General features: G+C 68.0%; 22 protein-coding genes. 15 read left to right on the top strand and 7 right to left on the bottom strand.

Annotated elements, in window-relative coordinates:
* A complete protein-coding gene (locus JOF57_RS07800; RefSeq protein ID WP_209915467.1) occupies positions 1 to 444 on the bottom strand; it encodes a hypothetical protein in 444 nt (147 codons plus the stop codon).
* Between the two features lie 65 nt (positions 445 to 509).
* Here JOF57_RS07800 and JOF57_RS07805 point away from each other — a divergent pair, with 65 nt between their 5' ends.
* Entirely contained in the window at positions 510 to 1850 is a 1341-nt protein-coding gene (locus tag JOF57_RS07805) for a hypothetical protein (protein ID WP_407666545.1), read from the top strand.
* Positions 1847 to 2938, top strand: a complete 1092-nt coding sequence (locus tag JOF57_RS07810; RefSeq protein WP_209915469.1) for a hypothetical protein — start codon at positions 1847 to 1849, stop codon at positions 2936 to 2938. Before JOF57_RS07805 ends, JOF57_RS07810 begins: the two co-directional genes overlap by 4 nt.
* 3 nt (positions 2939 to 2941) lie before the next feature.
* On the opposite strand, the gene JOF57_RS07815 is transcribed toward JOF57_RS07810, so the two are convergent.
* The 3 genes from JOF57_RS07815 to JOF57_RS07825 form a co-directional block, all read right to left on the bottom strand.
* Positions 2942 to 4303: an alpha/beta hydrolase gene (locus tag JOF57_RS07815; RefSeq protein ID WP_209915471.1), complete on the bottom strand. Its 1362-nt coding sequence runs from the start codon at positions 4301 to 4303 to the stop codon at positions 2942 to 2944.
* Positions 4304 to 4350: 47 nt separating this feature from the next.
* The gene (gene lysX, locus JOF57_RS07820; protein ID WP_209915472.1) at positions 4351 to 7689 is read right to left on the bottom strand and encodes a bifunctional lysylphosphatidylglycerol synthetase/lysine--tRNA ligase LysX; all 3339 of its coding nucleotides are present in this window, start codon (positions 7687 to 7689) and stop codon (positions 4351 to 4353) included.
* A 67-nt stretch (positions 7690 to 7756) separates the two neighbouring features.
* A complete protein-coding gene (locus tag JOF57_RS07825) occupies positions 7757 to 8116 on the bottom strand; it encodes a DUF1844 domain-containing protein (RefSeq protein ID WP_209915474.1) in 360 nt (119 codons plus the stop codon).
* A 228-nt stretch (positions 8117 to 8344) separates the two neighbouring features.
* On the opposite strand from JOF57_RS07825, the gene infC reads away from it, so the two are divergent.
* The 5 genes from infC to JOF57_RS07850 all read left to right on the top strand — a co-directional run bounded on the left by infC (position 8345) and on the right by JOF57_RS07850 (position 10969).
* On the top strand, positions 8345 to 8989 hold the full coding sequence (gene infC / locus JOF57_RS07830; RefSeq protein ID WP_209915476.1) for a translation initiation factor IF-3: 645 nt from the start codon (positions 8345 to 8347) through the stop codon (positions 8987 to 8989).
* A gap of 23 nt (positions 8990 to 9012) precedes the next feature.
* On the top strand, positions 9013 to 9207 hold the full coding sequence (rpmI, locus tag JOF57_RS07835) for a 50S ribosomal protein L35 (RefSeq protein WP_163660776.1): 195 nt from the start codon (positions 9013 to 9015) through the stop codon (positions 9205 to 9207).
* Between the two features lie 40 nt (positions 9208 to 9247).
* Positions 9248 to 9637, top strand: coding sequence for a 50S ribosomal protein L20 (gene rplT, locus JOF57_RS07840; RefSeq protein ID WP_163660778.1), 390 nt, complete (start codon positions 9248 to 9250; stop codon positions 9635 to 9637).
* 23 nt (positions 9638 to 9660) lie between these two features.
* Entirely contained in the window at positions 9661 to 10404 is a 744-nt protein-coding gene (locus JOF57_RS07845; protein WP_209915477.1) for a TrmH family RNA methyltransferase, read from the top strand.
* A gap of 121 nt (positions 10405 to 10525) precedes the next feature.
* On the top strand, positions 10526 to 10969 hold the full coding sequence (locus tag JOF57_RS07850; protein WP_209915479.1) for a hemerythrin domain-containing protein: 444 nt from the start codon (positions 10526 to 10528) through the stop codon (positions 10967 to 10969).
* A gap of 2 nt (positions 10970 to 10971) precedes the next feature.
* Here JOF57_RS07850 and JOF57_RS07855 read toward each other — a convergent pair whose 3' ends face one another.
* Both JOF57_RS07855 and JOF57_RS07860 read right to left on the bottom strand, forming a co-directional pair.
* A complete protein-coding gene (locus JOF57_RS07855) occupies positions 10972 to 12201 on the bottom strand; it encodes an acyl-CoA dehydrogenase family protein (protein ID WP_209915481.1) in 1230 nt (409 codons plus the stop codon).
* A 26-nt stretch (positions 12202 to 12227) separates the two neighbouring features.
* Entirely contained in the window at positions 12228 to 13250 is a 1023-nt protein-coding gene (locus JOF57_RS07860; protein WP_209915483.1) for an oxygenase MpaB family protein, read from the bottom strand.
* A gap of 228 nt (positions 13251 to 13478) precedes the next feature.
* Between JOF57_RS07860 and JOF57_RS07865 the strand changes: the two genes are divergently transcribed.
* A complete protein-coding gene (locus JOF57_RS07865) occupies positions 13479 to 14366 on the top strand; it encodes an adenylate/guanylate cyclase domain-containing protein (RefSeq protein WP_407666546.1) in 888 nt (295 codons plus the stop codon).
* A 10-nt stretch (positions 14367 to 14376) separates the two neighbouring features.
* Here the strand turns inward: JOF57_RS07865 and JOF57_RS07870 are convergent, their stop codons facing one another.
* Entirely contained in the window at positions 14377 to 15954 is a 1578-nt protein-coding gene (locus tag JOF57_RS07870; RefSeq protein WP_234938057.1) for an FMN-binding glutamate synthase family protein, read from the bottom strand.
* A gap of 68 nt (positions 15955 to 16022) precedes the next feature.
* On the opposite strand from JOF57_RS07870, the gene pheS reads away from it, so the two are divergent.
* The 7 genes from pheS (at position 16023) to argF (ending at position 24838) form a co-directional block, all read left to right on the top strand.
* A complete protein-coding gene (gene pheS / locus JOF57_RS07875; RefSeq protein WP_209915487.1) occupies positions 16023 to 17066 on the top strand; it encodes a phenylalanine--tRNA ligase subunit alpha in 1044 nt (347 codons plus the stop codon).
* A complete protein-coding gene (gene pheT, locus JOF57_RS07880; protein WP_209915489.1) occupies positions 17066 to 19555 on the top strand; it encodes a phenylalanine--tRNA ligase subunit beta in 2490 nt (829 codons plus the stop codon). The genes pheS and pheT overlap by 1 nt, the downstream gene beginning before the upstream one ends.
* A gap of 67 nt (positions 19556 to 19622) precedes the next feature.
* Positions 19623 to 20657 (top strand): N-acetyl-gamma-glutamyl-phosphate reductase, encoded by a 1035-nt coding sequence (gene argC / locus JOF57_RS07885; RefSeq protein ID WP_209915490.1) that lies wholly within the window; start codon positions 19623 to 19625, stop codon positions 20655 to 20657.
* Positions 20654 to 21871 carry a bifunctional glutamate N-acetyltransferase/amino-acid acetyltransferase ArgJ gene (argJ, locus tag JOF57_RS07890; protein WP_209915492.1) on the top strand — a complete coding sequence of 406 codons (1218 nt, stop codon included), beginning with the start codon at positions 20654 to 20656 and terminating at the stop codon, positions 21869 to 21871. The genes argC and argJ overlap by 4 nt, the downstream gene beginning before the upstream one ends.
* Positions 21868 to 22746, top strand: a complete 879-nt coding sequence (gene argB / locus JOF57_RS07895; protein WP_209915494.1) for an acetylglutamate kinase — start codon at positions 21868 to 21870, stop codon at positions 22744 to 22746. The genes argJ and argB overlap by 4 nt, the downstream gene beginning before the upstream one ends.
* Complete coding sequence (locus JOF57_RS07900) at positions 22743 to 23918, top strand: acetylornithine transaminase (RefSeq protein WP_209915496.1); 1176 nt, start codon at positions 22743 to 22745, stop codon at positions 23916 to 23918. Before argB ends, JOF57_RS07900 begins: the two co-directional genes overlap by 4 nt.
* Positions 23915 to 24838: an ornithine carbamoyltransferase gene (argF, locus tag JOF57_RS07905; RefSeq protein ID WP_209915498.1), complete on the top strand. Its 924-nt coding sequence runs from the start codon at positions 23915 to 23917 to the stop codon at positions 24836 to 24838. The genes JOF57_RS07900 and argF overlap by 4 nt, the downstream gene beginning before the upstream one ends.

A 24838-nucleotide genomic window follows, 5' to 3' on the forward strand; every position in this document is an offset into this window, starting at 1 on the left:
TCAGACCGGGGTCACACAGACCGCCACCGTGCTCTCATCGCCCGGCCGGTAGTACGCGTCGATCACGTTGCCCGGCGAGACCCTTGCCAGCGCCGATGCCGGGATCAGCGCGCGCTGATGCACCGGGAACTGACCGCCGCCGCGTCGGCTGACCATCAGGTCGAGTTCGACCTCGCGATAGTCCTCGCAGAGGGTCCCGGTGGCCCGCATGCCGGTGACGATTCCGCGGGATCGGGTCCCGGTGCGGATCAGCTCGAGCTGCACCCGGGTCATCAATCCCTTGCGGACCAGCATGTGATCGAATTCGGCCGCCACCTCCCCGAGGGTGGCCAGGCGTTCGTCGGCCTCGTCGTTCCGGGAGACGCACCGCGCCCGGTGGGTGGCGGTCAGCGCGGCGCCGGCGCAGAACAGGCACAGCACGGTGAGCAGCACGGCGTCGGTCATGCCTCCAAGGGTCCGGCTGAGCAACCACTACCGAACCCAACTTCCGCGCCTCTATCCTGGAGCCGGTGAGCATCGGGTCCGAAACGTCTGGAGCGCAGGCCGGCCCCGATCCGGGCGTGAGTGCCGCCCAACCGCGCCGCGCGGTGATCGACCGGGCCTGGCGCGCGCTCGGCCCCGGCGTCGAGGTGTTCAGCGGCGGCGACGGCGGGCCGCTGCGCCGGACCGTCAAACGGATCATCGACCCACTGGTGCTCAGGCTGCGCAGCAACACCCACTATTCGGCACCGGTGCTGGCTCCCGAGGTAGTTGCCGAACTGCACGCGCAGATGATGCGCAGCGGACCGCAGCTGCGGGCCGCAGCAGCCTGGTTCACCGAGCTCAAACAGCAACGCCGACGGCTGCGCATCACCGCCGGCAATGCCCAGGAACTCTATTTCCCGGTGTGTTTCGAACTTGCCGTGACCCGAGGTGCCCCGGCCTCCGACAAAGCGGACGTGGCGACGGAGGTGCTGGCCGGCATCCACCAGGGCCGTGACCGTACCGCCATCGAGGCGCTCAACCAGCATGTGGCCGATCCGCACGTCATCGACCGGTTGCGGCGCCAGCTCGAGCGCAGCTGGCACGACGTCGTCGCCTCCGACGCCATCACCGGGCCGTTCTTCGCCGGGCTGGACACCGTGCTCGGTCGGGCCGACAGCCACCGTGCCGAGGTGGCCCGACAGCGGGTGTGGGCGGCGCTGGTGGCCGATGCCACGCCGTACAACCTGGGCGCCCGGGTGCGGTGCGAGGACGCCGAGGTGCCCTGGTCGATCGTCGATATCGGGCTGAGTTCAGCACTGCCGCAACATCACCCGTCGATCGACGGCCCGGCCGGGGGCGACCGCCCGCTGGACCGCACCGTGGTGGACCGGGTGCGTGCGACATTGCGGCGGGCACTGGACCGCGACGAACTGCCCGACATCCCGCTGCTGTGCGCCGAGGAGGTGGACCGGGCCTGTGCACCGTGGGGGCTGCTGGCCGAGGACAAGCAGGCCGGGTTTCTCGCCGGCATCGAGGTGGCCGTCGACCTGCATCCGCTCGACGCGTCGGCCGCGGGACGTTTCCAGTTGTCGGCACGCATCCAGGCCAGGCTGGCCAAGGAGGCCTACGTCCTGCATGCCCGGCGCTACCTGGCGGCCGGTACGGCGGTGCACCCGCGCCAGCGCCAGGTCATCGACGATCTCTCCGCGTTCTGCCGCCCCTATCTGAGCCGGTTGTGGGCGCGGTTGCACGGCCGGGATGTCTGGCAGGAGTGCTGCGCGGACGTCGACGACCTGCGGTCGCTACTCGAAGGCGTGGCCAGATCGGTCAGCCTGGATCACCGGCAGCGGATCAAGGCGATGCTGGAAGTGCAGGTGGCAGAGTGAGATTGGGTGCAGACGGCGGGCTGTGGAGCAGCGGTCCGGTGGCCGACGATGTGCCTCTGGTTGCGGTACTGGAGGTCAGCGGCGCGGTCCTGTCCTGGGTGGTGGATGGGGGCGCCGGCGAACCACCTTCCATCACCTTCACCGACCCGGAGCGCGCGGACTGGCTGTGGCGGGTGGTCGGCGAGGCCGGTCATGTCGCGCTCCTGGATGCACTGCACCACCGGGAGTTCGGGGAACCGGTGGACCTGGCCGGGGTCGAGGTACTGCCCGGCACGACGGGCGCCTTGCGGCGGTTGGCGATCGGGCACTGGCTGCGGAGATGGTGGCCGGCCAGTGACAGGGACGGTATCGGGGCACTGGAACGCCCGCTGCTCGATGCCGAACTGGCACTGCTGACGGTGACCGCCGAGGATTTCTTCACCGACGACTCCCTGGATTCCGACGTTGCCGGCCTGCTGGCGCCACACCTGGGCATGTTGAGTTCTTATGCTCGCCAAGGTGATCCAAGAGTCGTAGTGCTGGTCGAGGAATGCCGCGAGCTGGCCGGTGAAATCGGGCTGGACTGGCCGGACACCGTTGAGACGGAACCGCAGCGCGACGACTACGCCTTGGCGGCCGGCACCGGCGACGGTGCGGCGGCGGCAGGCGTGATCGCTCGCGGAGCGGACACCGTCGTGTGGTCGGCGGTGCCACCCGGGGTGTTCGACGCCGCCGAGGGCACCATCGAGTGGTCGGTGCTAGGGGACGGTTCGGCCACCGTAGCGATGGTCCAGGTGGCGCTTTCGGGACCGGATTCCCCGGTGGGTATCCAGGTGGGACTGCGCGGCAACGGCTGCGCCGCTTCAGGTTCCCTCGATGCCACGGGTCGCGCAGTGTTGGAGTTGCGTGATCCTGAGGGGCGGAGTCTCACCGAAACCCAGGCCTGGAACCTGGATTGGGCGCGCACCGCGGTCCGAGTCGGCGCCAAGGGTGCCGCCGAGTCCGCGGAAGCGCGGGGCCGGGTGCGGGAGTTCGCGCGGGCCCGGCTCGCCGCGGGCGCCCCCGGGGCCTTCCTCGCCGAGGTCCGCGCCGCCGAATCCGACTACTGAGCGCTATTTGGCGGCGGTCTGGATGAACGCTGCCGACGGCGAGGACTGCGGCAGTCCGGTTGCGGGTACCTGCGGGGTGCCGATCACGCCGGCCAGCCAGGGCAGGGCCGCGGTGAACGCGTGGCTGGCGAACGGCCAGTCGTGGGTGCCCTGGTGGGTCACCACCGCGCACTCGATGCCGTGTTTCGAGCCGAGCGCACACAGACCGTTGGCGGCCTTGGCCTGATCGTTGACGAGGCCCGCGGGCTTGCCCGGCGTGGACGTGTCGTTGACGTCGAACCAGCCGGCCATCTGGTCGTAGAGGCCGCGCCGGTTGATCACCGTGCTCGGGTCGAACGCATCCCACGCGGCGGCGTTGCCGCCGAACAGGCGGTCGATGGTCTGCGCCTTGGTTCCCGAGTTCGGGCCGCTGTCACCGGCGATGTCGACGAACGCGCTGAACAGTTCGGGGTGCATGACCGCCAGGTCCACCGCGCAGGTGCCGCCCATGGACCAGCCGACGATGCCCCAGCCGGAGGCCGTCGTCTTGACCCCGTAGTGGCTGTTCATATACGGAACAACGTCTTTGGTGAGATGGTCGGCGGCGTTCCCGCGCTTGCCGTTGACGCATTCGGTGTCGTTGTTGAAGGTGCCACCCGGGTCGACGAACGCCAGCACCGGCGCGTACCCGTGGTGGGCGGCGGCGAAGTCGTCCATCGTCTTGATCACGTTGCCGGCCCGCATCCAGTCGGCCGGGGTGTTGAACTCCCCGCCGATCATCATCACGGTCGGCAACTGCGGTGCGGGGTTGGAAGCGAACCACGCCGGCGGCAGGTACACATACTCGCCGCGATGTCGGAAACCTGAACCGGTGTTGGGGATTTCGACGGGGATCACACTGCCCTTGGCGGGGATGGTGCCCTGGCGCTGCATGGCCGTCACGGTGACCTGATCGGTCTGGTCGGGGAGTGGACCGGCGGTCAACTGGTTCCATGCGGTCTGCACCCACGGGAAGTAGCCGACCCACAGGTTCAGTGCCAGTGCCGTGCACAGCAGGGTCAAAGGCACTGCCATCACGGCAGTCCCGCGCAGCCACCACCGGCTGCCGCGCCAGCCGGCAGCCAGGACCACGACCGCCGCACCCGTCAGCGCGATCCACACCCACAGGGACCGCGGCGCCGGGTTGCCGGCCAGCCCCTCGGACTCGATGTACCAGTTGGTGCCCGCGACGAGGATGCCGCCCACCGCGGCGGCGAACGGTAGCCAGATGAGCGCCCAGCGGCGGGTACGCCAGCCGATTGCGGCGATCAGCACCACGGCGGTGATGACTTGAATGCTGGTCGGAACCCAGCCGTGCATCAAGGACAGGTGGTGAGTGAAGGTCACAGCAATATCGTGGCCGCCCAATCTTGGGATCGGCTGTGAGGAGCCTGCTAACGCGGTTTGGCCAGAGGAAACGGCAGCGTTTCGCGGATGCTACGGCCGGTTATCAGCATGACCACCCGGTCCACGCCCATACCCAGACCGCCCGTCGGCGGCATCGCGTACTCCATGGCCTGCAGGAAATCCTCGTCGAGTTCCATGGCCTCGGGGTCACCGCTGGAGGCCAGCAGCGATTGTTGCTGCAATCGGCGCCGCTGCTCGACGGGGTCAGTGAGCTCGCTGTAGGCGGTGCCCAGTTCGACGCCCCAGGCCACCAGATCCCAGCGTTCGGCAACCCCGGGGATGCTGCGGTGTGGGCGGGTCAGCGGCGACACCGAGGTCGGAAAATCCTTGTAGAACGTGGGCTCTTCGGTGCGGTCCTCGACGAGGTGCTCGTACATCTCCAGCACCACGGCCCCGGCGTCCCAGTGGGTCAGGTAGGGGATGTGCGCCGCGTCGCAGAGCCGGCGCAGCGTCGCCACATCCGTTTCGACGGTGACGTGCTCGCCGAGTGCATCCGACACCGCGTCGTGCACGGTCTTCACCGCCCACTCGCCGGAGATGTCGACCGGCTCGAGGACTCCGTCGGCACGTGGCCGCTTGAAGACCTGGGCTCCGTTGGCGGCCTGGGCGGCATTCTGGATCAGCTCGCGGCAACCGTCGATCCACACGTTGTAGTCGGCGTGGGCCTGATAGGCCTCCAGCAGGGTGAACTCCGGGTTGTGGCTGAAGTCCACCCCCTCGTTGCGGAACGCGCGGCCCAGTTCGAAGACCCGTTCCACACCGCCGACGCACAACCGCTTGAGGTAGAGCTCGGGCGCGATCCGCAGATACAGGTCCAGGTCGTAGGCGTTGATGTGGGTCAGGAACGGCCGGGCATTGGCGCCGCCGTGGATCTGCTGCAGGATCGGGGTTTCCACCTCGAGGAAACCCTTGGCGTACAACGTCTCCCGGATGGCGTGCAGCGCGCCGCTGCGGGCCCGGATCAGGTCCCGTGCCTCGGTGTTGATCGCGAGGTCCACGTAGCGGGCCCGCACCCGGGCCTCCTGGTCGGTCAGGCCATTCCACTTGTCCGGCAAGGGCCGCAGGCATTTGCCGATCAACCGCCAACCCTCGACCAGCAGCGACTGGGTACCGTTACGGCTCTGTCCCATCGAACCGCTGACCTCGATCAGGTCGCCGAGGTCGATGGTGGCAGTGAACTCGGCGGTGCCGGCCTGCGTCAGCTGGTCGTTGTCGAGTAGCAGCTGAACTTCGCCCGACCAATCGCGCAACTGGGCGAACAGCACGCCGCCGTAATCCCGGACCCGCAGGATCCGCCCGGCCACGGTCACGTCGTCGCCGTCGGCGGATTCCAGCGCGGCCGCGACCGTATGGCTGGGCGCCTGGCCCACGGGATAGGCGTCGACGCCACCGGCCTGCAACTGCCGCAGCTTGGCCATCCGGACCCGCACCTGCTCCGGTAGCCGCTGTTGATCGTCGCCGTCGGCAGGATCGATCGGCAGCCCGGACAGGTCCGGTGCGCTGCCGTCATGGTGCAGCCGGCCCGAATCCACCAGATCGGCCGGGGCCGCGACGTGTTCGCCGGTGTGCTGCTTGCTCCGCCGGGAGAACGGCAGCACCAGGAAGCCCTCGGCGATCACCGAGGCCACTCCGACCCGTGGGATCAGGCGGGCGTCTTCATAGCAGGCATACCGCGGAACCCACTCGGGCTGGTACTTCATGTTCGAGCGGTACAGCGTCTCCAGTTGCCACCAGCGGGAGAAGAACACCAGCAGCGCCCGCCAGAGCCGGGCCACCGGGCCGGCGCCCAATTGTGCACCCTGCTGGAATGCCGACCGGAACATCGCGAAGTTCAGTGAAATGCGGCTGACGCCAATGCCTTCGGACTGCATGCACAGTTCGCTGACCATCAGCTCGATGGTGCCGTTGGGGGATTGGGGGGAGCGGCGCATGACGTCGAGTGAGACCCCGTTGGCGCCCCACGGCACCAGCGACAGCAATGCGACCACCTCGGGTTCTGAGTTTTCTGGTTCGCCGTCCTTATGCTGCACCGCCTCGACGAGCAGACAGTCGCCGTCGGCCGGGTCGCCGAGCCGGCCCAGTGCCATGGAGAAGCCGCGTTCGGTCTCGGTGTCGCGCCAGGCGTCGGCGCGCCGGATCACCTCGGCCATCTCGGCCTGGTCCAGCTCACGGTGGCGTCGTATCCGCACCGAGGTCCCGGCGCGCCGGGACCGGGTGACTGCCTGGCGCACCGCGCGCATGTCCGGCCCGGACAGCCGGAAGGTGTCCGGATACAGGATGGCTTCGTCGCCCAGTTGCAGCGCGTTCAGCCCGGCCGCCCGGAACGCCTCGGCCGCAGCTGAACTGGCACCCATCACACCGGGCGCCCACCCGTAGGTCTGGCACAACTGCAGCCAGGCCGCGATCGCCTGCGGCCACGCCTTGGGGTCACCGACCGGATCGCCGCCGGCCAGGCACACGCCCACCTCGACGCGGTAGGCGATCGCGGCGCGGCCGTTGGGTGCGAACACCACCGACTTGTCTCGGCGCGTGGCGAAGTACCCCAGCGAATCGTTCTTGCCGTACATCTCCAACAGGCCGCGGATTGCCGATTCGTCCTCACCGGTGAGCGCATTGGAGGCTCGTTGTGACTGGAACAGCACCACTGCTGCGGCCATCAGCGCCAGGGCGCCGAACAGGCCGAAGATGGCGTTGAGGAAGGTGTGCGAATAGCCTTCGAAAACCTCGGTCGGCACGGTGGCGAAGCCGCTGACCCGGTTGACCGCATAGGGCAGCCGCCATTCCGGGGCGAGGGTGCCGGGGAAGAGTTCCAAGAGTCCCCAGGCGGCCAGGATGCCGATCGCCATGCCCGCGACCAGCACGACGGCGGACTTGAGCAGGGCGCCGCGGCGCACCTTGGCCCAGAACTGATTACGAGCCAAGACCAGCGCGACGATGGCAGCCAGGTGGAACACCACGCCGATGACCTCGCCGACATCGTCGGCGAAGGGGTCCCCGCCGGTGACGAGATCGCCGAGGTTCCAGCCGATGGCGCCCACCATGTACAGCACCAGGATCCACCAGGCGATCCGCTTGCGGGCCGCCAGCGCAGCGGCCAGCAGCGCCAGGATGAAGGCCCACGACAAGCTGGTGTCGGGAAAGTTGAAGATGTAGTCGTTGACGAACTCTCGCGGCACCTGGATCAACCAGCGCACCGCCGGAGACACGCTGGCGATCAGCGACAGGGTGGCGATGACGCCGACGGTCCAACCGGCGGCCGCAGGAACCCACGAAAACCTCGACGCGGGCCGTACCCCGGTGCGGCCGCCGCGGCTGATAACGGTCATACGCCCGGAGAATAGGCGGTCAACCCGTCAATTGGGCCGATCGCGCGCACAGACACCCTCCAGCGGATTACCAGACCGGGCCGGTGTACTTCTCGCCTGGACCTTTACCCGGCTCTTCGGGGGCCGCGCTCGCCTCACGGAATGCCAGCTGCAGGCTCTTGAGGCCGTCGCGCACGGGGCCCGCGTGGGGTCCGAGGTACTCGGCGGAGGCCGTCACCAGACCGGCCAGCGCGGTGATGAGGCGACGCGCCTCGTCAAGATCGCGGTGCGGGCTATCCTCGGGGTCCTCGGCAGAAAGCCCGATCTTCTCGGCTGCGGCGCTCATCAGCATGACCGCCGCTCGGGTGATCACCTCGACCGCAGGAATGTCGGCCAGGTCGCGTAGCTGCGGAGTCGCTTCGTCGGGCGTTTCGGTCGGATCGGTCATGGCTGCTAGACTGTCATGCGCGACCGTCCCGGCTTATGTCAGGGACAGCAAGTGGAGTCCCACTCCCACCGTTGGCCACACTGGTACAACGGTCCGGTCGCCGGTGTCCTCGGATACCGGTTCTGTACTCCAGGACTGGAGTTGCAGGCGGCGCAAGCCGTGATCGGTCGGCATTGGGCCCTGCTATGAGCAGGGCTTTTCTGTTCTACAGGGCAGAAGTGCGGATGGGTGGGTCTCCTCAGCAGACCCAACATAGGAGGCCCCATCAGCACTGAGACCCGCATCAACGAGCGTATCCGCGTACCTGAAGTCCGCCTGATCGGACCAGCTGGCGAGCAGGTGGGCATTGTCCGCATCGAAGATGCTCTCCGCGTCGCCGCGGATGCCGATCTCGACCTCGTCGAAGTTGCACCAGCCGCTAAACCCCCGGTCTGCAAGATCATGGATTACGGCAAGTTCAAGTACGAGACGGCACTCAAGGAGCGCGAGTCTCGCAAGAACCAGCAGCAGACCGTCGTCAAGGAACAGAAGCTGCGTCCCAAGATCGACGACCACGACTACGAGACGAAGAAGGGCCATGTGGTCCGCTTCCTCGAAGCCGGGTCCAAGGTCAAGGTGACCATCATGTTCCGTGGTCGTGAGCAGTCCCGGCCCGAACTCGGGTACCGGTTGTTGCAGCGACTGGGCGCCGATGTCGCCGATTATGGCTTCGTCGAGACGTCAGCCAAGCAGGACGGCCGCAACATGACGATGGTGCTGGCACCGCACCGCGGCGCGAAGACTCGCGCCAAGGCGGCAGAGCAGGCCGAGCGCCCGGGTGGGCAGCAGGCCGAACCGGCCGCATCAGAAGAACCAGACGTTACGCAGAACTAGTTTCAACACAGAACTGAGGACTCATGCCCAAGGCGAAGACCCACAGCGGAGCATCGAAGCGCTTCCGTAAGACCGGGACCGGCAAGATCGTGCGCCAGAAGGCCGGCCGGCGCCACCTGCTGGAGCACAAGGCGACCAAGCGCACCCGCCGCCTCGACGGCCGCACCGTCGTGGCAGCCAACGACACCGCGCGTGTCACCAAGATGCTCAACGGCTAGATCTGCCGCTCCCCGTACCGAACGAGAATAGGACCATCCCATGGCACGCGTGAAGCGCGCACTCAACGCCCAGAAGAAGCGGCGCACCGTACTCAAGGCCTCGAAGGGCTACCGGGGCCAGCGGTCCCGCCTGTACCGCAAGGCCAAGGAACAGCAGCTGCACTCGCTGACCTACGCCTACCGGGACCGGAAGGCCCGCAAGGGTGACTTCCGCAAGCTGTGGATCACCCGCATCAACGCGGCTGCCCGCGCCAATGGCGTCACCTACAACCGACTCATCCAGGGCCTCAGGCTCGCCGGGGTCGAGGTGGACCGCAAGAACCTGGCCGAGATCGCCGTGAGCGACGCCGCCGCGTTCACCGCGCTGGTCGAGCTCGCCAAGGCTGCTCTGCCGGAGGACGTCAACGCTCCTTCCGGAGAGGCCGCCTGACGCTCACCGAGCGTTCTGCCCGAGTGGCTGCTGCAGTCAAGCTGCAGCGCCACGTCGGGCGCCGCCGCGCCGCACGCTTCCTTGCCGAGGGACCCAACCTCGTCGAGGCCGCGTTGCGGCGCGGACTTGTTTCCGAGGTATTCGCGACCGAGGCCGCCATAGACCGCTTCGGCGCGTTGCTGGCCGACGCGCCGGTGCAGTTCGTCACCGAGCGTGCGGCAAAGGCCTTGTCGGACACCGTGACCCCGGTCGGCCTGGTGGCAGTGTGCCGGCTACCCGAAGTCTCCCTAGACGAGGTGCTGGCATCCGAGCCCCGGTTGATCGCGGTACCGGTGCAGATCTCGGAACCGGGCAACGCCGGTACGTTGATCCGGGCCGCCGACGCGATGGGCGCCGACGCGGTGGTGCTGGCCGGCAACAGCGTCGACCCCTACAACAGCAAGTGCCTGCGGTCATCGGCCGGCAGCATCTTCTCGCTGCCGGTGATCAGTGAACCCGACGAGACGGCGACAATCGCCCGGCTGCAGGCCGCCGGGTTGCAGGTGCTGGCCACCACGGTCGACGGCGAGGTCAGCCTCGACGAGGTGAACCTGGCCGGGCCCACTGCCTGGCTGTTCGGACCCGAAGCCCACGGTCTGCCTACTGAATTGGCTGCGGCGGCCGATCGCCGGGTGCATATTCCGATGCCCGGACACTCCGAAAGCCTCAACATCGCGTCGGCGGCGTCGATCTGCCTGTATCAGAGCGCCCGCGCCCACCGCAGCTAGGCCGAATGGCCAGTTATCCCACGCTTTTTCGCGGTTCGTGTATCGCAAGTGGCCACTCGGCCGATGTGGAACGATGCCGATGGGAGGCCGAGCCATGTGTCAATACTGCGGATGCCGGGACATGCCGTTGCTGCGCGACTACATCGCCGAGCATGAGCGGTCGGTGGACCATGGCCGCGAAGCCGTGCGAGCCCTGGACCGCGGCGACCTGGACGTGGCCCGACAGCGCCTCGGGGCGATGTACGAGGAGTTGCGTTCCCACTGGCGTGGCGAGGAGAACGGGCTGTTCGCCGTGATGCACAGCGACGAGCTCTACGCCGAGCACATCGACCCGTTGGTCGCCGAACACCGGGAGCTGGCCGCGTTCCTCGAGGCCGTCGACCTGTCCGATCCCGCCCACCAGAAGCGAGTTCGCGCGGAGATCGAGGATCTCTATCTGCACATCGCCAAGGAAGAGGATGGGCTGTTCCCGGCTGCGCTCACCGCGCTCGACGGTGTGGACTGGGATGCCGCGATGGCCGGGTGGCGCGAGGCGCACCCGGGTCGCGAGATGATCCAGGGATAGCGCTAGCTGAGCAATCCCCGTGCCACGTGGGTGATCTGAACCTCGTTGCTGCCGGCGTAGATCATCAGCGACTTGGCATCGCGGGCCAGCTGCTCCACCCGGTACTCGGTCATGTAGCCGTTGCCGCCGAACAGCTGCACCGCCTCCATCGCCACATCGGTGGCGGCCTCCGAGCAGTACCACTTGATCGCCGAGGCCTCGGCCAGCGAGACCGGCACGCCCTTCTCGGCGCACTCGATCACCCGGAACAGCATGTTGCGCACGTTGATCCGGGCGACCTCCATCTTGGCCAGCTTGAGCTGGATCAGCTGGAACTGGCTGATCTCCTGGCCCCACAGGGTGCGGGTCTTGGCGTAGTCCGTGCTGAGCCGCAGGCACTCCTCGATGACACCGAGCGCCATCGAGGCGACGCCGATGCGCTCGGCGGCGAAGTTGGACTTGGCGCTGGCCCGTCCGTCCCCGGTCTCGTTGTCCTCGGTTTCGCCCAGCAGCCGGTCCCGGCCCAGGCGGACGTTGTTGAAGAACAGCTCGCCCGTGCGCGAGGAGTGGATGCCCATCTTGCGGAGCGGCTTGGACTGCACGAAGCCCTCCATGCCGCGGTCCAGCACGAACGTCAGCACCTTGCGGTCGCGCTTGTCGGCGCCGTCACCCTCGTCCAGCTTGGCGTAGACCACGACGACGTCGGCGTCGGGGCCGTTGGTGATGAAGGTCTTCTGTCCGTTGAGGATGTAGTCATCCCCATCGCGGGTCACGTACGTCTTCATGCCGCCGAAGGCATCCGAACCGGCGTCGGGTTCGGTGATCGCCCACGCCCCGATCTTCTCGTAGGTCACCAGACCGGGCAGCCACCGCTCCTGCTGTGCCAGGGTGCCGCGGCTCTGGATGGTCGAAACCGTCAGGCCCGAGCTGACGCCCAGGCCGGTGACCAGGCCCATCGATACCCGGCACAGCTCGCTGATCAGCACGAAGCCCATGCCCGGCGATGCGCTGCCGCCAAACATGCCGCCACGGCCGCCCGGCTTGGGCTCGCCGGCCCGCAACGCGGTCAGCCGCTTCTCCAGCGACTCCTTGGCCATCTCGTCGATGCCGAACGCGGCGAACAGCTTTCGAATGATGGGGTAGGGCTCCATATCGCCGCTTTCCAGCTCATCGAGATGAGGCCGGATTTCCTTGTCCACGAACGCGCGGACGGCATCACGAACGGCAATGTCAGTGTCAGACCAATCAAGCATCCCGACAGCCTAGACAGGCGCCAGAGTCAGGCCGCACTGCGCCGGGCGGGTCGCCGCAGCGCCGGCAGGGAGAAGGTGGTGTGTACCAGCGCGCCGGCCCGGTCCAGCAGGGTTTTCTGGCGCGGCAGGTAGTGCATCGGCAGTCCTCTGCGGTCGCGCGGCGGGGCCATGAAGCCCGGTGCTTCCACCAGTGGGCCGTCGGCCGCCGACTTCCCGGCCGCGCGGCGGTAGGCCGACAGAGCGCGCGGGTGCAGCCTGATCTCGTCGGGGACCGCGACGAATGCCAGTTCGACTATCTTGCCGAAGACCCGCAGCAGGACCTCGTCGCCGGGTGTCCAGCGCATGCCGGCCTTCTCCCGCACCGCCGGGTCGAACAGGCCGGCTGCGATCCAGCGTTGTGCCCCGACAAGGGGTTTGAACAGTTGGTCCCACACGGGCGTCGGCATCAACACGAACCACGGTTTGGGGATCCGGATGGTGAAGATGTCGAGGGTGGCGCGGTTGATCTCGAGCTCGTCGCGGCACTTGGCGTCCCAGTACTCCTGAAATTCCTCCCAGGTCTTGGGGACCGGTCGCATGCTCATGCCGTACATGCGATACCACTGCACGTGCTCGTCGAACAGTTGGCACTTCTCGGCTTCGGTGAGTCCGCCGCAGAAGTACTCCGCGGTCTTGATGATGAGCATGAAGAACGTGGCGTGCGCCCAGTAGAACGTCTCCGGGTTCAGCGCGTGATAGCGCCGGCCCTCGCCGTCGACGCCCTTGATGGTGTGGTGAAAACCCTTGATTTGGGCGCCGGTGTCGGCCGCCCGGTCGCCGTCGTAGACCACGCCCATGATCGGGTACACCGATCGGGCCACGCGCTGCAGGGGTTCGCGGAGCAGGATCGAGTGTTCCTCGACACCGGCACCGAGTTCGGGATACATGTTCTGGATCGCGCCGATCCAGACGCCCAGCATCCCGGTGCGTAAGTCGCCGAAGTATTTCCAGGTCAGCGAGTCCGGGCCGAGTGGATCATGCTCGCTGCCGGTCGTGGTCCGTGTGGTCATTGCGTCCTCGTCGATTCGTCATGACGTACATCACAGCTGGGCCCGACGATAGTAGTGACAACGGATGTTGTCTACGACGCCGCGCCGCGGGCGGGTGCACTGTTATTCGGCGGCTATCGCGGCTCCACAGCGCTGTGACCAGGTCGGTTTGCCGGGGCCGGGGGAGCGCGGGCCCACCCGATCGTGGCGCGATTGCCGCCCGGTCGGCGGGCCACTTACCCTTGCGCTGTGGATGGCGAGCCGTTCGATGACCCGTCCGGCGAGGTCGGGGATTTCGAGCAGGCGCCACGGCAGCGCCCCGCGAAGGCGCCCGGCTTGCCGGGTCCCTTGGGGTGGCTGCAGCGCACCAATCGCAGTCCGGCCGTCGTCGATCTGGTCCGGCGGGTGCGCCGGTCGCTGCCCGGGGATCCCGATTTCGGTGACCGCCTCTCGGCGTCGGGTGAAGGCGGACCGCGGGCAGCCGCCCGGGTGGCCGACCGGCTGCTGGACCGTGACGCCGCCTCGCGCGAGGTGAGCCTGGGTGCGTTGCAGGTCTGGCAGGCGCTGACCGAACGTGTGTCGGGAACGCCGGCCAATCCCGAGGTGACCCTGGTGTTCACCGACCTGGTCGGATTTTCGTCGTGGTCGCTCCGCTCCGGCGACGACGCCACATTGCGGTTGCTGCGACGGGTGGCTCAGGTGATCGAGCCCCCGGTCCTCGAAGCCGGCGGTCACATCGTCAAACGGATGGGCGACGGCATGATGGCGGTGTTCTCCGATCCGGAAACCGCCCTGCGCGCGATGCTCGTGGCGCTCGAAGGTGTCAAGAACATCGACCTGGACGGCTACGCGCCACGGATGCGGGTGGGTATCCACACCGGACGTCCGCAGCGCATCGGGTCGGACTGGCTCGGCGTCGACGTCAACATCGCCGCCCGGGTGATGGAGCGGGCCGGCAGCGGCGGCCTGGTCGTCTCCCACACGACGTTGGAGGGCATCTCCGAAGACGAGTTGGCCGAACTTGCGGTGACCGTCAAACGTCAACGGCGCCAGATGTTCTCAACCAAGCCCGAGGGTGTGCCCGATGATCTGGTGATGTACCGGGTGAGAACCTCCGGGCAGTTGCCGGCGGGCTGAAGGCCAGGCGTCAGACGAATGCGGACGCCGACGATTCCACCCAGTCCGATCGCCAGGACTCCGGCGGATCTTCGAGTAGTTCGCCGGGCATGAGCCACTCGTAGATTTCGGCGTAGGTGCGGCTGCCCAGACCGTCGATCCGGCGGTTGAGCATGGCCGGTGACAGGTCGCCGAAGCCGGACAGCCCCATCGAGGCGACGATCTGCGCTGCGCTGGCGACGGTTTCGCGCTGGAAGTTGAACACCCGTGCGGACTTGTCGTTGACGTCGAGGGCGCGGGCACGGGCGCGGTCCTGGGTGGCGACCCCGGTCGGGCAGTGGTTGGTGTGGCATGTGAGTGCCTGGATGCAGCCCACGGCGAACATCATGGCCCTGGCGGACATGGTGAAGTCCGCGCCCTGGCAGACGCGGCTGACGATGTCCACACCGCTGGCCACCTTGCCGGACGCGCCGACCTTGATGCGCTCCCGCAGTCCGGTGCCGACGAGGCAGTTGTGCACCATCATCAGGCCCTCGGTGAGTGGCATGCCGACATGGTCCTCGAACTCGAGCGGTGCCGCGCCGGTGCCGCCTTCAGAGCCGTCGACGATGACGAAGTCGGGCGCTGTGCCGGTCTGCAGGATGGCCTTGCAGATGGACAGAAATTCACTGCGGGCCCCGGCGCACAGCTTGAAACCGACCGGTTTGCCGCCGGACAGGCGGCGCAGCGTGTCGATGAATCCGACGAATTCGGTGGGCGTGCCGAACGCGTTGTGGGCCGGCGGCGAGATCACGGTGCGTCCGACGGGTACGCCCCGGGTGGCGGCGATCTCCGGGCTCACCTTGGCGCCGGGCAACACGCCGCCCAGGCCGGGTTTTGCGCCCTGGGACAGTTTGATCGAGATCACCTTGACCTCGGGCAGCGTCGCCTTGGCGGCGAACGCCTCGGGGTCGAACCGCCCGTCGGCATCACGGCAGCCGAAGTATCCCGATCCGATCTCCCAGACGAGGTCGCCACCGTGGAGGTGGTACGGGCTGATTCCGCCCTCACCGGTGTCGTGGGCGAATCCGCCTCGGGCCGCGCCCCGGTTGAGCGCCTGGATCGCGTTGGCCGACAGCGCGCCGAAACTCATCGCCGAGACGTTGAGCAGCGCGATGTCGTAGGGCTGGGCGCACTCGGGGCCACCGAGCCGCACCCGCGGGGCCAGGTCGTCGGCCAATCGGGCGCGTAGGGAGTGTCGCAGGAACTCGTATCCGGGGGCAGTGACGTCGCGCTCGGTACCGAACGGTTCGTCGCCCTTGGTGCCTTTGGCCCGTTCGTAGACCAGATCCCGGGTCTCGCGGTCGAACGGTGTGCCTTCGGTGTTGGACTCGATGAAGTACTGGCGGATCTCGGGCCGGATGTGCTCCATCAGGAAACGCATGTGGCCGAGGATCGGGTAGGACCGGAGGATGCTGTGCCGGGTCTGCAGCAGGTCCCAGGTGCCCAGTGCCGCCAGCGCGGCGAGGGCTACGGCGGCGATTGCCCAGCCACTGCTGAGGAGCAACGCCGCGGCTATTGCGAGCGCCGCACAGGCCCAGATTCCCGTGACGATGAGGGGACGAATCAGCACGGCCTGAAGGCTAACCGGTGGAAACGGATTCGAAGCGTGATCAGGCCATCGCCTATGATCGCCGGGTGGCTGAGCCGCCCAATGATCTCTCAGAAGAAGCACTGACCAAAGCAGTCAGTGCCGCCCGGCATGCCTTTGAGCTGGCCGGTGACCTCGACGCGCTCGCGCGCGCCAAGACCGAGCACCTCGGTGATCGGGCACCGATCGCCCTGGCACGCCAGGCGTTGGCGACGCTGCCGAAGGCAGACCGCGCCGACGCAGGCAAACGGGTCAACGTCGCGCGCGGCGAGGCCCAGCGCGCGTACGACGACCGGTTGGCCGCGCTGCGAGCCGAGCGCGACGCCGCGGTGCTGGTCGCCGAACGCATCGATGTGACGTTGCCCTCGACGCGCCAGCCGGTGGGCGCCCGGCACCCGATCACGATCCTGGCCGAGAACGTCGCCGACACCTTCGTGGCGATGGGCTGGGAACTGGCCGAGGGCCCGGAGGTCGAGACCGAGCAGTTCAACTTCGACGCGCTCAACTTCCCGCCGGACCATCCGGCCCGCAGTGAGCAGGACACCTTCCAGATCGCCCCGGAAGGATCGCGTCAGGTGCTGCGTACCCACACCTCGCCGGTGCAGATCCGGGCGCTACTGGAACGCGACCTGCCCGTCTACGTCATCTCGATCGGCCGGACCTTCCGTACCGACGAACTGGATTCCACCCACACGCCGGTGTTCCACCAGGTGGAGGGGCTGGCGGTGGACAAGGGCCTGAGGATGGCGAATCTGCGCGGCACGCTCGACGCGTTCGCGCGGTCCCAGTTCGGCCCGGAGGGACGCACCCGGTTCCGTCCGCACTTCTTCCCGTTCACCGAGCCCTCGGCCGAGGTGGACATCTGGTTCCCCGGTAAGAAGGGGGGCCCCGGCTGGGTCGAGTGGGGTGGCTGCGGCATGGTCAACCCGAATGTGTTGCGCGCCTGCGGTATCGACCCCGACGTGTACTCCGGATTTGCCTTCGGTATGGGATTGGAGCGAACCCTGCAGTTCCGCAACGGAATTCCTGACATGCGCGACATGGTCGAGGGCGATGTCCGGTTCTCGCTGCCGTTCGGGGTCGGTGCCTGATGCGCATTCCTTTCAGTTGGCTGCGTGAGGCGGTCCGTGCCGGTGCGCCTGATTGGGATTCCTCGGTCGAGGAACTCGAGCAGACATTCATCCGGATCGGACACGAGGTCGAGGAGATCATCCCGATCGGCCCGGTGAGCGGTCCGCTGACCGTCGGCCGGGTCGCCGAGATCGAGGAACTCGCTGAGTTCAAGAAGCCGATCCGGGCCTGCAAAGTCGATGTCGGTGAAACCGAGCTGCGAGACATCGTGTGCGGAGCAACGAATTTCGCGGTGGGTGACCTGGTGGTCGCGGCTTTGCCCGGCACGGTATTGCCCGGGGACTTCACTATTGCCACCCGTAAGACCTACGGGCGGGTGTCCGACGGGATGATCTGCTCGGCATCGGAGATGAACCTGGGTGTGGACCATTCGGGCATCCTGGTGCTGCCGCCCGGCACCGCGGAACCGGGCACTCCGGCGGCCGACATCCTCGGCCTCGACGATGTGGTGTTCCACCTGGCGATCACGCCCGATCGCGGCTACTGCCTGTCGATCCGTGGCCTGGCCCGTGAAATCGCGTGCGCGCATGACCTGGATTTCGTCGATCTGGCCGACGTGCCGCCCTTGCCCGCTGAGGGCGAGGCGTGGCCGCTGACGGTCCAGCCCGGAACCGGGGTGCAGCGCTTCGGATTACGCCCGGTCACGGGCATCGACCCGGCGGCGGTGACACCGTGGTGGATGCAGCGGCGGTTGACGCTCAGCGGTATCCGCGCCATCTCCCCAGCGGTCGACGTGACCAACTACGTCATGCTCGAACTCGGCCACCCCATGCACGCCCACGACAGCAGCCTGATCACCGGCGGCTTCGATGTGCGGTTCGCCCGGGACGGCGAGAAGGTTGTCACCCTCGACGATGTCGAGCGGACCTTGAACTCGGCCGACGTGCTGATCGTCGACGACGTCGCCACCGCCGCGATCGGCGGCGTGATGGGCGCGGGCACCACCGAGGTGCGCGGTTCCACCACTGACGTGCTGCTGGAGGCGGCGGTGTGGGATCCGGCCGCGGTGTCGCGTACCCAGCGTCGTCTGCACCTGGCCAGCGAGGCCGGCCGCCGTTACGAGCGGTCCGTGGACCCGGCCATTTCGGTTGCCGCCCTGGACCGTTGCGCGACTCTGCTGGCCGAGATCGCCGGGGGCACCGTCGAACCGAAGCTCACCGACTGGCGTGCGGACGGGCGCAGCGACTGGTCCCAGCCGGCTATCGAGATCCCGGCTGATCTGCCCGACCGCACTGCCGGTGTCGAATACGCGGCCGGCACCACGGCGCGGCGGCTGACCCAGATCGGTGCCTCTGTTGTTGAAGCTGCCGGTTCCGGCGTACTCACCGTCACCCCGCCGAGCTGGCGACCCGACATGCGTCAGCGTGCCGACCTCGTGGAGGAAGTGCTGCGGTTGGAGGGCCTGGAGGCCATCCCGTCGGTGCTGCCGACGGCACCAGCCGGACGTGGCCTGAGCGCGGTCCAGAAGCGGCGGCGTGCGATCGGGAAGTCGCTGGCGTTGGCCGGATTCGTCGAGGTCCTGCCCACGCCGTTCCTGCCCTCCGGGGTGTTCGACCTGTGGGGTCTGGGGCCGGAGGATTCCAGGCGATCCGCCACCACCGTGCTCAACCCGCTGGAGGCCGACCGCCCGCAGCTGGCCACCACGTTGCTACCGGGGTTGCTGGAAGCATTGGGACGCAACGTATCCCGTGGCGCCACGGACATAGCGCTGTTCGCGATCCAGCAGGTGGTGCATCCTACGGCCGAGACCCGGTCCGTCGAGCGCATCCCGAATGACCGCAGGCCCACCGACGAGGAGATCGCCGGGCTGGACGCCTCGCTACCGCATCAACCGCAGCACATCGCCGCGGTGCTGACCGGACTGCGTGAGCCCGCCGGACCGTGGGGGCCGGGCCGCCCGGTGGAGGCTGCCGACACCTTCGAGGCGGTGCGGGTGATCGGCCGGGCTGCCGGGGTGGAGTTCACCTTGCGCGCCGCCCAGGAGCTGCCATGGCATCCGGGCCGCTGCGCCGAGGTGCTCGTCGGTGACACCACGGTTGGCTATGCGGGTCAGCTGCATCCGGCGGTCGTCGAACGGACGGGCCTGCCCAAGGGAACGTGCGCCCTCGAACTCGATCTCGATGCCGTGCCGATCGTCGAGGTGCTGCCTGCGCCGTCGGTGTCACCGTTCCCTGCGGTGTTCCAGGACATCAGCGTGGTCGTCGACGATCAGGTGGCCGCGGCCGCCGTCGTCGACGCCGTCCGCGACGGGGCCGGCGAGCTGCTCGAGGACGTCCGGGTGTTCGATGTCTACACCGGCCCGCAGGTCGGCGAGGGGCGCAAGTCACTCGCTTTGGCGCTGCGGTTCCGCGCCGCTGCCCGGACGCTGACCGAGGACGAGGCCAGCGCCGCCCGCGACGCTGCCGTTGCGGTCGCCGGCGAGCGCGTCGGAGCCGTGCTGCGCGGCTGAGTTCCCCACCCGTCCGCTCGCGATTAATGAGTTTGCATCTGCATGCATAACAATGCAGAATTGCAGCATGACTTCGATAGCGGTGGCCGGCGCCAGCGGCTACGCCGGCGGAGAGATCCTGCGATTGCTGCTCGGACACCCGGCCTACGCTGACGGCCGGTTGACCATCGGGGCATTGACCGCGGCCTCCAGTGCCGGGACCACGATGGCCGAGCATCACCCGCACCTGCTGCCGCTGTCCTCACGCGTCCTGGAGGCCACCAATGCCGAGGTGCTGGCCGGGCATGACGTGGTGTTCCTCGGGTTGCCGCACGGTCATTCCGCGGCACTGGCCGAACAACTCGGCCCCGACACCCTGATCATCGACTGTGGCGCTGACTTCCGGTTGACCAGCGCCGCCGACTGGGAAAAGTTCTACGGATCGGCGCACGCCGGCAGCTGGCCCTACGGGCTGCCCGAACTTCCGGGTGCCCGCGACCGGTTGAAGGGCGCCAAGCGCATCGCGGTGCCGGGCTGCTATCCGACCGCTGCACTGCTGGCTCTGCTGCCCGCGGTCGCCGCCGATCTCGTCGAACCGGCTGTCACGGTCGTCGCCGTCAGCGGCACCTCGGGCGCGGGCAAGTCCGCCAAGGTGGACCTGCTGGGCTCCGAGGTGATCGGCTCGGCGCGGGCCTACAGCATCGCCGGCAAGCACCGGCACACCCCCGAGATCGCCCAGGGATTGCGGTCGGTGACCGACAAGGACGTCACCGTGTCGTTCACCCCGGTGCTGATCCCGACCTCCCGGGGCATCCTGGCCACCTGCACCGCCCGCACCGAGGCGTCAGAAGCCGAGATCCGGGCCGCATACGAAAAGGCTTACGACGCAGAGCCGTTCATCCACCTGCTACCCGAGGGGCAGCTGCCCAAGACCGGCTCGGTGATCGGCAGCAATGCCGCACAGGTGGCGGTAGCGGTAGATGAAGAAGCGCAGACCCTGGTGGCCATCGCCGTCATCGACAACCTCACCAAGGGCACCGGCGGAGCAGCGGTGCAGTCGATGAACCTGGCGCTGGGCTGGCCCGAAACCGAAGGACTTTCGATCGTGGGAGTGGCACCGTGACCGAGGCAACCAAGTTGGTCCGCACCCAGGGTGTGACCGCCCCGGCCGGTTTCCGGGCCGCCGGAATCGTCGCCGGTATCAAGGCATCCGGCAAACCGGACCTGGCCCTGGTGTTCAACGAGGGGCCGGATTACGCCGCGGCGGGGGTGTTCACCCGCAACAAGATCAAGGCCGCGCCCGTGCAGTGGTCGCAGCAGGTGCTGACCACCGGCCGGCTGCGCGCGGTGATCCTGAACTCGGGCGGTGCCAACGCGTGCACCGGCCCGCTGGGTTTTCAGGACACCCACGCCACCGCCGAGGCCGTGGCCGGCGCGCTGAGCGACTGGGGGACCGAGACCGGTGCCATCGAGGTCGCGGTGTGCTCGACGGGCCTGATCGGTGACCGGTTGCCGATGGACAAGGTGTTGGCCGGCGTCACCGAGATCGTGCACGACATCGCCGGCGGCCTGACCGGGGGCGAGGACGCCGCGCGGGCGATCATGACCACCGATACCGTGCCGAAACAGGTTGCGCTGCACCATTCGGTGGAATCGGGGGAGAACTGGACCCTCGGTGGGATGGCCAAGGGCGCCGGGATGCTGGCACCGTCACTGGCCACCATGCTGGTGGTGTTGACCACCGACGCGGTCGCCAGTTCGGAGGCATTGGACATCGCGCTCAAGCGCGCGTCGGCACTGACCTTCGACCGGCTCGACGTCGACGGCAGCTGCTCCACCAACGACACCGTGCTGCTACTCGCCTCGGGGGCCAGCGAAATCGCCCCGAGCCAGGACGATCTCAATGAGGCCGTGCTGCGGGTCTGCGACGACTTGTGCGCCCAGTTGCAGGCCGATGCCGAGGGCGTCACCAAGCGCGTCGTCATCACCGTCGTCGGCGCCGAGACCGAAGACGACGCACTCGTTGCGGCCCGGGTCATCGCCCGCGACAGCCTGGTCAAGACCGCGCTGTTCGGCTCCGATCCGAACTGGGGCCGGGTGCTGGCCGCTGTCGGTATCGCCCCGGTGAACCTGGACCCGGAACGGATCAGCGTGTCGTTCAACGGTTCTCCGGTGTGCGTCGACGGGGCCGGCGCGCCGGGCGCCCGTGACGTCGACCTGTCCGGCGAGGACATCGCCGTGGTGATCGACCTGGGCGTAGGAGGCCACAGCGCTTCCATCAGGACCACCGACCTGTCACATGCCTACGTCGAAGAGAATTCGGCCTACAGCTCATGAGTCAAGCCATCGAGCGCGGCGTCAAGGCCCAGGTGCTCGCCTCGGCGCTGCCGTGGCTCAAGCAACTGCACGGCAAGATCGTCGTCGTCAAGTACGGCGGCAACGCCATGACCGACGACACCCTCAAGGCGGCCTTCGCCGCGGACATGGTGTTCCTGCGCAACTGCGGTATCCATCCGGTGGTGGTGCACGGGGGCGGGCCGCAGATCAGCGCGATGCTCAAGAAGCTCGGCATCCCAGGTGATTTCAAGGGCGGCTTCCGGGTGACCACCCCGGAGGTCCTCGATGTGGCGCGCATGGTGCTGTTCGGTCAGGTGGGCCGGGAACTGGTCAACCTGATCAACGCCCACGGTCCCTACGCGGTGGGTCTCACCGGTGAGGATGCGCACCTGTTCACTGCGGTGCGGCGCAGCGTCACCGTGGACGGGGTGGCCACCGACATCGGACTGGTCGGCGACGTCGAACACGTCAACGCCGAATCGCTGTTGGATCTCATTGCTGCGGGCCGGATTCCGGTGGTCTCCACGATCGGTCCGGATATCGACGGCGTGGTCCACAACATCAACGCCGATACCGCGGCCGCGGCACTGGCCGAGGCCCTTGGCGCCGAGAAGCTGGTCATGCTCACCGATGTGGAGGGCCTCTACACCGATTGGCCGGATCGCTCCTCGCTGGTCAGCGAGATCGACACCGAGACCCTGACGCAGCTGTTGCCGTCACTCGAATCCGGCATGGTGCCCAAGATCGAGGCCTGCCTGCGGGCGGTGGCCGGCGGCGTGCCGAGTGCGCACGTGATCGACGGCCGCGTCGAACACTGTGTGCTCGTAGAGCTTTTCACCGATGAAGGAACCGGAACCAAGGTGGTACCCGCATGACGCTCCAGGACCGCTGGGACGCGGTGATGATGAACAACTACGGCACCCCGCCGTTGGCCCTGGCCAGCGGCGACGGCGTCGTGGTCACCGATACCGACGGCAAGTCCTACCTGGACCTGCTCGGCGGGATCGCGGTCAACCTGCTGGGGCATCGCCACCCCGCGGTCATCGAGGCCGTCACGACCCAGCTCAACACGCTGGGCCACACGTCCAACCTGTACGCCACCGAGCCGGGGATCGCGCTGGCCGAGGCGCTGGTGGGACACCTGGGGACCCAGGCGCGGGTGTTCTTCTGCAACTCGGGCACCGAGGCCAACGAAGTCGCGTTCAAGATCACCCGCCTCACCGGTAAGACGAATATCGTTGCGGCCCAAGGTGCATTCCACGGCCGCACGATGGGGTCGCTGGCGCTGACCGGCCAGCCGGCCAAGCAGGCGCCGTTCGAGCCGTTGCCGGGCAACGTCACCCACGTGCCCTACGGGGACTTTGACGCACTTGAGCGCGCTGTCGATTCAGATACCGCCGCGGTGTTCCTGGAACCGATCATGGGGGAGGGCGGCGTCGTCGTCCCGCCCGCCGGATACCTGGCCGCCGCCCGGAACATCACCACGAAGAACGGTGCACTCCTGGTCCTGGACGAGGTGCAGACCGGCGTCGGGCGTACCGGAGCGTTCTATGCCCATCAGCACGACGGCATCACGCCCGACGTGGTGACCCTGGCCAAGGGCCTGGGCGGCGGGCTGCCGATCGGGGCCTGCCTGGCCATCGGCGCGGCCGGTGATCTGCTCACCCCGGGCCTGCACGGCAGCACCTTCGGCGGCAACCCGGTGTGCACCGCCGCGGCGCTGGGCGTGCTCAAGGCTCTGGCAGACGGGGACCTGATCGCCCGGGCCGGGGTGCTCGGCAAGACCCTGAGCCACGGCATCGAGGAGCTCGGCCATCCACTGGTCGATCACGTGCGCGGCAAGGGCCTGCTGCAAGGTGTGGTCCTGACCGCGCCCAGCGCCAAGGCCGTCGAAGCCGCGGCCCGCGACGCCGGCTTCCTGGTCAACGCCGCGGCCGCCGACGTGATCCGCCTGGCGCCCCCGCTGATCATCACCGAACCGCAGATCGAGACATTCCTGTCCGCTCTGCCCGCCGTCCTCGATACCGCTGTGGAGGCTAGTTCATGATCCGGCATTTCCTGCGCGACGACGATCTGTCGCCCGATGAGCAGGCCGAGGTGCTCGCCCTGGCCGCCGAACTGAAGAAGGCGCCGTTCTCGCGGCGCCCGCTCGAAGGCCCGCGCGGCGTCGCAGTGATCTTCGAGAAGAACTCGACCCGCACCCGGTTCTCGTTCGAGATGGGCATCGCCCAGCTCGGCGGGCATGCCGTGGTGGTCGACGGACGCAGCACCCAGCTGGGCCGGGAGGAAACCCTCGAGGACACCGGGGCGGTGCTGTCCCGCTACGTCGACGCGATCGTGTGGCGGACTTTCGCCCAGGAGCGGCTGACGGCCATGGCGTCGGGCGCCTCGGTCCCGATTGTCAATGCGCTGTCCGACGAATTCCACCCCTGCCAGGTGCTGGCGGATCTGCAGACGCTGGCTGAGCGTCGCGGGAAGCTCAAGGGCCTGCGGATGACGTACCTGGGTGACGGTGCCAACAACATGGCGCACTCGCTGATGCTGGGCGGGGTCACCGCGGGCATCGATGTCACCATCGCCGCACCCGCCGGGTTCGAACCGGACCCGCACTTCGTCGACGCAGCCAAGCGCCGCGCCAGTGAAACCGGAGCAACCGTCACCCTGACCGATGACGCACAGGCCGGGGTCGACGGGGTCGATGTGCTGGTCACCGACACCTGGACGTCGATGGGCCAGGAGAACGACGGGCTCGACCGGGTGCGGCCCTTCCGCCCGTTCCAGGTCAACGCCGACCTCCTCACGCGTGCTGACCCGGAAGCCATTGTGCTGCACTGCCTTCCGGCGCATCGCGGCTACGAGATCACCGACGAGGTGATCGACGGGCCGCAGAGCGCCGTGTTCGACGAGGCCGAGAACCGGCTGCACGCACAGAAGGCCATGCTGGTGTGGCTCCTGGAGCGAGCGTGA

The sequence above is a fragment of the Mycolicibacterium lutetiense genome, assembly GCF_017876775.1.
GTDB lineage: Bacteria > Actinomycetota > Actinomycetes > Mycobacteriales > Mycobacteriaceae > Mycobacterium > Mycobacterium lutetiense.

What these genes read in the sequence shown, in the direction of transcription:
- JOF57_RS07825 (WP_209915474.1), bottom strand. Translation starts at nt 8,116, where the DNA reads ATGACCGATCCGACCGAAACGCCCGACGAAGCGACTCCGCAGCTACGC.
- JOF57_RS07850 (WP_209915479.1), top strand. Translation starts at nt 10,526, where the DNA reads ATGCCGTTGCTGCGCGACTACATCGCCGAGCATGAGCGGTCGGTGGAC.
- argC (WP_209915490.1), top strand. Translation starts at nt 19,623, where the DNA reads ATGACTTCGATAGCGGTGGCCGGCGCCAGCGGCTACGCCGGCGGAGAG.
- rplT (WP_163660778.1), top strand. Translation starts at nt 9,248, where the DNA reads ATGGCACGCGTGAAGCGCGCACTCAACGCCCAGAAGAAGCGGCGCACC.
- JOF57_RS07800 (WP_209915467.1), bottom strand. Translation starts at nt 444, where the DNA reads ATGACCGACGCCGTGCTGCTCACCGTGCTGTGCCTGTTCTGCGCCGGC.
- JOF57_RS07860 (WP_209915483.1), bottom strand. Translation starts at nt 13,250, where the DNA reads ATGACCACACGGACCACGACCGGCAGCGAGCATGATCCACTCGGCCCG.
- rpmI (WP_163660776.1), top strand. Translation starts at nt 9,013, where the DNA reads ATGCCCAAGGCGAAGACCCACAGCGGAGCATCGAAGCGCTTCCGTAAG.
- lysX (WP_209915472.1), bottom strand. Translation starts at nt 7,689, where the DNA reads ATGACCGTTATCAGCCGCGGCGGCCGCACCGGGGTACGGCCCGCGTCG.
- pheT (WP_209915489.1), top strand. Translation starts at nt 17,066, where the DNA reads ATGCGCATTCCTTTCAGTTGGCTGCGTGAGGCGGTCCGTGCCGGTGCG.
- JOF57_RS07855 (WP_209915481.1), bottom strand. Translation starts at nt 12,201, where the DNA reads ATGCTTGATTGGTCTGACACTGACATTGCCGTTCGTGATGCCGTCCGC.
- JOF57_RS07900 (WP_209915496.1), top strand. Translation starts at nt 22,743, where the DNA reads ATGACGCTCCAGGACCGCTGGGACGCGGTGATGATGAACAACTACGGC.
- argF (WP_209915498.1), top strand. Translation starts at nt 23,915, where the DNA reads ATGATCCGGCATTTCCTGCGCGACGACGATCTGTCGCCCGATGAGCAG.
- argB (WP_209915494.1), top strand. Translation starts at nt 21,868, where the DNA reads ATGAGTCAAGCCATCGAGCGCGGCGTCAAGGCCCAGGTGCTCGCCTCG.